This window comes from Microcoleus sp. BROC3, from assembly GCF_036702515.1.
In the GTDB taxonomy this organism is placed as follows: Bacteria; Cyanobacteriota; Cyanobacteriia; order Cyanobacteriales; family Microcoleaceae; genus Microcoleus.
This window is the reverse complement of record NZ_JAUBTQ010000153.1, coordinates 1-2,269: the sequence shown is the minus strand read 5'-3', so window position 1 is coordinate 2,269 and position 2,269 is coordinate 1. Positions and strand designations below refer to the sequence as shown.

Sequence of the window (2,269 nt, the reverse complement as noted above, 5' to 3'; positions counted from 1 at the left end):
GAATTAGAACAGTTGAAGGTGCTGTGGAAGTGCGATTCGTTGATTAGTGAATCTCGGTAATCAATCCGTAAATAACTAATCCAGTGAAACTTGACCCCTAGGTTGAGCACTGAACTCTCAGATTGATGAAGGTGCAAGTCCTTCCCGCAAGATTCATGCGTGACTCCTTATCTGCTCACACCGACCAAGCTCAATTCTTGGAGAGTGAAGCTGGGAACAGGGCACAATCAGACGGCTGTTATGGGCTGACACTGGTGCTAACAGGGAGTTCCTACGGTGAAACCGAGCCTAAAAAAGTAACTTACACCTAGGCAGGGCATAACTTAAAAAACCCTGACCTCATCAGAGCTAAAGCCCGACGCATCATTTCCACAATAGCGTCCAGAATCTTGGGTTTCTGATAGTTAAAATGGCTACACCTAATGGAACAATCAATCATCTGAGGGAACGAATAAAAACGACTTGAGAGTCATGGATACGTCGATTTCCATGTAGGTAAGATGAGATACGGAACTCTCTCAAGACGGGTAGGATGCGAAGTAATTTTCGCAAGGTATTCAGAAAACACTCAACAGAGCAGAGCATGATTAGACACAGTAGTAATACCAGTGAATCTTGGAAGAATCTACCGTGGAAGAAGTTCCGCAAAGATTTATTTCGCCTACAAAAGAGAGTGTTCAAAGCGGTTCAAGCAGGAAACAAGCGGAAAGCGCAGTCTCTGCAAAGACTTATTCTGAAATCCAAAGCTGCTAGATTCCTAGCAATTCGACAAGTAACACAGCTAAACGCTGGCAAGAAAACAGCAGGTGTTGACGGTGTAAAATCTCTCGGCTTTACAGGACGTTTCTACCTAGAAACAATACTTAAAGAGTCGGCAGGTAATTGGCATCATCAAGGACTACGGGAAATCCCAATCCCAAAAAAGGACGGGACAACCAGAATGCTAAAAATCCCAACTATCGCGGATAGAGCTTGGCAATGCCTCGCTAAATACGCTTTAGAACCAGCTTGCGCGTTGCAACATTCCATGCTTACAGCTACGGGTTCAGAGCCGGACGCTCCGCGCACGATGCACAGAAAATCCTGTTCAACAATCTAAGAAGCTACTGTAATGGAATGGAAAAACGAGTGATCGAACTCGACATAGAAAAATGCTTCGACAGGATTAGTCACACCACCATAATGGACAACTTAATTGCGCCCAAAGGTATCAAGCTCGGAATCTTCCGATGCCTAAAAGCTGGGGTCAACCCCGATTTCCCGGAACAAGGAACTCCTCAAGGTGGGGTGGTGAGTCCCCTATTAGCCAACATCGCTCTTAACGGGATTGAAAGTATTCACAGATACCATAAGGATGGATTTAGAATAACGGACAAAACCCCAGCGTCAAACATTGTCGAAACATCAATCCGTTATGCGGATGATATGGTGATAATGCTTAGACCTCAAGACGATGCAGTCAAAATACTTGCCGACATTGATAGTTTTTTAGCAGCAAGAGGAATGATGGTAAGTGCTAAAAAGACCAAGATTACCGCCGCGACAGATGGCTTCGACTTTCTCGGCTGGCATTTTAAAGTGTTAAGCGACGGAAGATTTAAAAGCTACCCCTCTGTGGATAACTTTAAAAAGTTCCGTTTGAAGGTAAAGAACATCGTTAATTGCTCGAATTATGGTTCTAAGGTAAAAGCCGAAAAGCTAGCACCAATAGTTAGAGGATGGAGAAATTACCATAGGTTCTGTGATATGTCAGGAGCAAGGTTTTCACTTTGGTTCTTAAATCACAGAACATACACGGTATTTAACAAGGAATCCAAAAATACCAGAGAATCAAGCGTTAAGCTTGTTAAGAAGGCATTTCCAACGGTTCCTTACTCCGAAAACAAACACATCTCCGTCAAAGGGGATAAATCGCCCTATGACGGAGATTTAACTTATTGGAGCGAACGCAATAGTAAGTTATACGATGATTTGACCTCTAAAGCCCTTAAAAAGCAAAACCATTCATGCGGTCATTGTGGGATGAAATTTATGAGCGACGAGCGAGTAAATCTACATCACATCGACGAGAATCATGATAACTGGAAACCTAAAAATCTTCTAGCAATCCACGAATCCTGTCATGACTACTCACACATGAGCAAAAGGGTCACTCCCTAAGAATATCGGGAGCTGGATGCACGGAAACGGGCACGTCCAGTTCTAACTGAGAGGTGCTGGGGATAATACCCCACATCGACTCAACCAGAGTACGGCGCACAAAATTACG

Annotated in this window: 3 protein-coding genes; all 3 read left to right on the top strand. The window is 43.8% G+C overall.

All coding sequences use genetic code 11. From position 1 onward, the window contains the following. The first annotated feature begins 155 nt into the window (after positions 1-155). The 3 genes from QUB30_RS33360 to QUB30_RS33350 all read left to right on the top strand — a co-directional run bounded on the left by QUB30_RS33360 (position 156) and on the right by QUB30_RS33350 (position 2,160). A complete protein-coding gene (locus QUB30_RS33360) occupies positions 156-311 on the top strand; it encodes a hypothetical protein (protein WP_333050788.1) in 156 nt (51 codons plus the stop codon). A gap of 272 nt (positions 312-583) precedes the next feature. Next, positions 584-1,099, top strand: coding sequence for a reverse transcriptase N-terminal domain-containing protein (locus QUB30_RS33355; protein ID WP_333136913.1), 516 nt, complete (start codon positions 584-586; stop codon positions 1,097-1,099). Continuing rightward, positions 1,009-2,160 carry a reverse transcriptase domain-containing protein gene (locus QUB30_RS33350; protein ID WP_333342597.1) on the top strand — a complete coding sequence of 384 codons (1,152 nt, stop codon included), beginning with the start codon at positions 1,009-1,011 and terminating at the stop codon, positions 2,158-2,160. Before QUB30_RS33355 ends, QUB30_RS33350 begins: the two co-directional genes overlap by 91 nt. Positions 2,161-2,269 lie beyond the last annotated feature (109 nt).